6 protein-coding genes are annotated in these 4,871 nt (G+C 24.8%); all 6 read right to left on the bottom strand.

Going from position 1 to position 4,871, the window contains the following annotated elements; genetic code table 11:
* Positions 1–778 precede the first annotated feature (778 nt).
* Positions 779–994, bottom strand: coding sequence for a phenylalanine--tRNA ligase beta subunit-related protein (locus tag KGF38_RS20645; RefSeq protein ID WP_413926767.1), 216 nt, complete (start codon positions 992–994; stop codon positions 779–781).
* Positions 952–1,134, bottom strand: coding sequence for a hypothetical protein (locus KGF38_RS20640; protein WP_074178408.1), 183 nt, complete (start codon positions 1,132–1,134; stop codon positions 952–954). Before KGF38_RS20640 ends, KGF38_RS20645 begins: the two co-directional genes overlap by 43 nt.
* A gap of 161 nt (positions 1,135–1,295) precedes the next feature.
* A complete protein-coding gene (locus KGF38_RS19845; RefSeq protein WP_227832692.1) occupies positions 1,296–2,312 on the bottom strand; it encodes a biosynthetic peptidoglycan transglycosylase in 1,017 nt (338 codons plus the stop codon).
* Positions 2,313–2,440: 128 nt separating this feature from the next.
* The gene (locus KGF38_RS19840; RefSeq protein WP_074178409.1) at positions 2,441–2,947 is read right to left on the bottom strand and encodes a PolC-type DNA polymerase III; all 507 of its coding nucleotides are present in this window, start codon (positions 2,945–2,947) and stop codon (positions 2,441–2,443) included.
* Between the two features lie 157 nt (positions 2,948–3,104).
* Positions 3,105–3,779, bottom strand: a complete 675-nt coding sequence (locus KGF38_RS19835) for an MORN repeat-containing protein (RefSeq protein WP_074178410.1) — start codon at positions 3,777–3,779, stop codon at positions 3,105–3,107.
* A gap of 288 nt (positions 3,780–4,067) precedes the next feature.
* Positions 4,068–4,574 (bottom strand): flavin reductase, encoded by a 507-nt coding sequence (locus KGF38_RS19830; protein ID WP_054277156.1) that lies wholly within the window; start codon positions 4,572–4,574, stop codon positions 4,068–4,070.
* Positions 4,575–4,871: the final 297 nt, after the last annotated feature.

Here is a 4,871-nt window from a genome sequence, read left to right as displayed (position 1 = left end):
TATATCTGTTTTATATTGATTATTTTTCAATAAAAAAGATATCTAGATTTTAAAATTCTTATAATAATTACTATTTTTCAATATCAATTTATTTATGAACCTTAATAATTGAAAGTATAATACTATTAAAAAATTTAGCTTTTGTAAAATATGATATAATTTTAAATAAACAAAACTGGAGGTTAATAGTGATTATAAAAGTGAGCTTTGGTGGAGATTACAATCCTGATTACATAGAAGTACCTAATGACATTAATTTGAAAAAATACGAAATTAGACGTAAATTCTATAATTAGATTGATAATACGGAAGAAGAACATCCTTTCTGGGAATATGAAAATGGACTTAGAATTGGATTAAATTATAGAGGAAATGCAATTGTTTATTGGCTAAATAATTATATTCTAAAAAATGCTAAGTGTAAGTCGAGGTTAATTGAAAGTTTCTCTAACAAAAGTCTAGATTATGATTTAATGATAAAGTTATAGAATATAATATATGATTTAGATTTTCAAACATATCTACTTAAATTAATTACATACCTCATTGAGTAAATTTATTTAGAGTTATATCTTTTAAAAGATATAGTAAAAAACCCTTAAAATACTTTGATTTGTTATTTTAAGGGCTTTTATTATATTATAAATTTTTATTTTCTATCTATAAAATCTAATTATTTATAAAGTGTTTTAAATTTATAACTTTTTTGCTATCTCATAATATAAACATAAATTTCCACTAGTTTCATAGTTGTCCATAGTAATACTTAATTTATTTATTACTTTTTAACACTTTTAATATTACACAATTCCTTTGAAATTTCTTCAAATCTATTCTCATCCACCAATTCAATACATAAAAAGGCATTATTTGTGCTTTCAGTAAGCATTATTCTTATTGCTTCACGCCAATCCCAACATCTACAAATTGCTCCTTTGTCATCTTTATAGACTACCTCACCTTCATATGGAGGTGTATTCTCATCTCCCCCAATGGAATAAATTTCTCATTTCCAGTTGCTCTAGTTAATCTAATGTCCCCTACAAATTTGTCTATATCATTACAAATAACAACTCCAACCTTAGCACTAGGAAATAGATTCCAGAACTCATCCTCAATAACAAATATCTTCACTAGAATACCTAGTAAAATTTAAAATAATACTACATTCTGCATTTTATACAATAAAACAATTGCCACCAAATTACAACTTTGGTGGCAATATGGTGGCAAAAAAGTTTTTTATTATATATCACTAGACTGAAAACACTAAAAGCACTAGATTTTATATTTTCTTAATCAATTTCCGACTTAAAAGGAGTATCATCAGCTTTAGCTATTCTATATTCCTTATCAGTTATATAACCAAGCTCATGCATCTTATACAATACAATTAATTGTCTCTTTTTAGCCTCTCCATGGTCAATATACCTTGCAGGATTATTTGTCATACCAGCCAACATAGCACATTCAGATAAATTTAACTCACTAACTTTTTTACCAAAATACACTTCAGCTCCCTTTGCAGCTCCATATGCATTTTTACCTAAATACATATTATTTAAATAAGCTTCAAGAATTTCATCCTTACTCATAATCTTATTCATCTGCTTAGCATTATACATATCCCTTATTTTTCGTTTCATAGTTTTATCATCACTAGTAAGCAGATTTTTTGAAACTTGCATATCTATAGTACTTCCACCTTGTGTTGTATCTGTAAATACATTATTGAGTACTGACCTAGTTAAAGAAATAACATCTACTCCTTTATGCTTATAAAATCTCTCATCTTCTATAGAAACTATAGCATGCTTTAAGTCATTTGGCATTTGCTTTATGCTTACAACTTCACTACTTATATATTTAGACCTAATTAATTTTTTAGTGACTTCAGGTGACCCTTTTATAGCCGAAACTGTAAATATTGCACCTACTACTGAAAGTATAATCAGAGCAACTAGCATAATAGATAACAATGCTCTAGCTATCTTAATCCTTTTTTGTTTTTTTCTTTTTTTACTTTTTAGCTTTTTCTCTCTTTGCTTATAATCAACTCTTCTTCTTTCTCTTTGATTGTAATCTGTATTTAAAGGTCTTACATTATCTCTTGTAAAACTATCTCTTTCTCTTTTTATAAGATTCTGTGAATCTACTTTTTCACTCATTCTTTTACTAGAGCTTGTCTTAGAAGTTTTATTTTTTTTATTTGTTGAAGTATAAGAATGTTTAGATTTTTTATTACTATCTTTACTATTATTTACTTTTTTACGTCTTATTTTATTATTATCATCATCATCGTAATAACCCATTTTAGTCTCCCTTCTTTATACTAAGGTACATTATACATTGTTCTACAAAATAAATCAAAGAACAAAATTGTAAGTTTAAGGGTCAATTTTATAAAGGATATTTTCACTAATTTTCTCTATATTTAAGATTAATATTCATCTTTTATTTTCAAAAATAGTTTTGCAGTTGCTAAAGTGTCACTGTCAGCTCTATGAGCATTTATATTCTCTATATTGTAATAAGCACAAGCTGTTTCAAGCTTCTTATTTTTTCCTTTATAACTTTTACATTTTTTTAATAATTCTAGTGTACATATATAATTGTTTATTGGTTCTAAATCTAATATTCTAAGATAGTAATTTAAAAACTTTAAATCAAACTTCGCATTGTGTGCAATTATAGTTCTATTTCCTATGTATTTTCTAAATCTAGGTAAAACCAATTCTAGAGGCTCTTCATTTTCTACCATTTCATTGCTTATATGTGTCAATTCTGTTATAAATGAAGAAATTATACCTTTAGGTTTTATCAATCTTGAGTAGTTTTTTACAATTTCGTCATTTTTTATTTCTGTTATTCCTATTTCTATTATTTCACAACCTTTATATGGATCTAAGCCTGTAGTTTCTAAATCCACAACTACATATTCATTCATATCTCTTCTCCTTATTATCAAATGGATATATTTATATTCTATATTTATGTAATAGACTAATCAATACTTAATTTTATACCATATAGAAAGATTTTACAAATTACAACATATATATATTATTTTTCCATTATAAATAAAGATTATTTTTTTATAATCGCTAGATTTTCACTTTATTATTATTTAATCTATTTCGATAAATATTATTTATCTCCTTATTGTTTAAATCTTTAAGGTCTAAATTTTTACATTGTTCATCATCTTCCCATATTCCTGCCTGTTTATTTCCATCATTTTTATATAATATACCTTTACCATTTTTCTTATTATCTAAAAAATATCCCTTATAAATATCATTATTTGGATATGTCAATTTTCCCAAACCATTTTTTAATCCATATTTAAATTCTCCTGTATATATTGAGCCATCTCTATAAGTATATTTTCCTATTCCATGCATCTTATCATCTTTCCATAATCCTTCATATCTTTCATTACTTGAAAAAAGATATATTCCAAATCCATTTTTCTTTCCATCAACAAACTCACCTTTATACAGGTCTCCATTGTCATATTTGAATACTTTTTCTTCTTTTAACTTTTTATTACTATTGTTGCTCTTAGTTTTGTTGATATTATTAATTTTTATATGTACATCTTCTCTTCTCGTTTCAATCAAATCTCTATCATACCTAAATCCTTTTTTCAATTTATTTTTCTGATTAACTTTTTTCTTATTAATAAATACTCTTGCCAGTTGAATAAATATAAATGCAGACGATAAACATATAAATACACATAGTATCGTTCTAAAATAGCTAGTTATACTTTCCATAATAAATCACCCTTTAAAAATTTATTTAAAATACCTAATACAATATATATTTTTATTAAGTGATATTTATACTTTTATAATAATATATTGAATAAAATTAATATTAAAGTTATTTGTGTTAAAATAAGGTCACTATAAAATTAATAAATTGAGCTTCTAATTAACATAAAACTATTTATAAAGCATATTTAACTATTTCAAATAAACTTTTTTATCTAGATAACTGATTTTCTATGAGCAAATAAAAAAATGAACCCTATCAAATAGAGTTCATATTTTTTACTATATTTATTCTTTTACAAGAACTTTTATAATTTCTGAAATATACATAGTGTGATAATCCTTATTTGGATACCACTTTTTATCATTTTCTTTAGCATCGAAATTTTCTGGTGGCATAGTATCATGATACAATTTCTTACATACCATAATCATATTAGCTTCTTCAAAAGCTACAGTATCATCTACAAAATATGGTGTAAGTCCTGCTTTTTCTACTTTATTTATATCTCTACCAGAAATAGTTCCACAGATATTTAAAGCCTCTCTATAAGTTTCATCAAAAAATGCAATTGTAAATGTATCATTATTATCTACAAATTCCTTTGTATATCTCTGTGGTCTTATGTAAGTTGTAACAACGTTTTTACTCCAGTATACTCCGACACCACCCCAGCTAGCAGTCATTGTGTTAAATTTTTCTGAATCACCAGCTGTTATTAGCAACCATTCTTTACCAATCTTAGTAAATGGATTAAACTGTAATTCCTCAATTTTCACTTCTTTAAAGCTCATGACTTCATCCTACCCTTCATCTTTTAATATATAAACTAATAGTTAAATTTTTGAATATATCTACTCTTATAATACTTTTTTTAATTGTCTTACATATTCATGTAAATTATAATACAACAAATCAATTACTTTCGCAAGAAATAGTTTCTATATTTTATAACAGTAAAATATCACTAAAATATATTAATTATAAAACAGATACTATATTTCTTAAACTAAAAAAATGTAGAAAGTATACATCCTTTCCACATTTTTTATTATTTTATATATTTTTATATCAATTTAGTTCTATCTAAC

The sequence above is a fragment of the Clostridioides sp. ZZV14-6387 genome (assembly GCF_020657835.1).
Lineage (GTDB): Bacteria > Bacillota > Clostridia > Peptostreptococcales > Peptostreptococcaceae > Clostridioides > Clostridioides difficile_A.
This window is presented reverse-complemented; position numbering and strand designations above follow the sequence as displayed.

What these genes read in the sequence shown, in the direction of transcription:
- KGF38_RS19840 (WP_074178409.1), bottom strand. Translation starts at nt 2,947, where the DNA reads ATGAATGAATATGTAGTTGTGGATTTAGAAACTACAGGCTTAGATCCA.
- KGF38_RS19835 (WP_074178410.1), bottom strand. Translation starts at nt 3,779, where the DNA reads ATGGAAAGTATAACTAGCTATTTTAGAACGATACTATGTGTATTTATA.
- KGF38_RS19830 (WP_054277156.1), bottom strand. Translation starts at nt 4,574, where the DNA reads ATGAGCTTTAAAGAAGTGAAAATTGAGGAATTACAGTTTAATCCATTT.
- KGF38_RS19845 (WP_227832692.1), bottom strand. Translation starts at nt 2,312, where the DNA reads ATGGGTTATTACGATGATGATGATAATAATAAAATAAGACGTAAAAAA.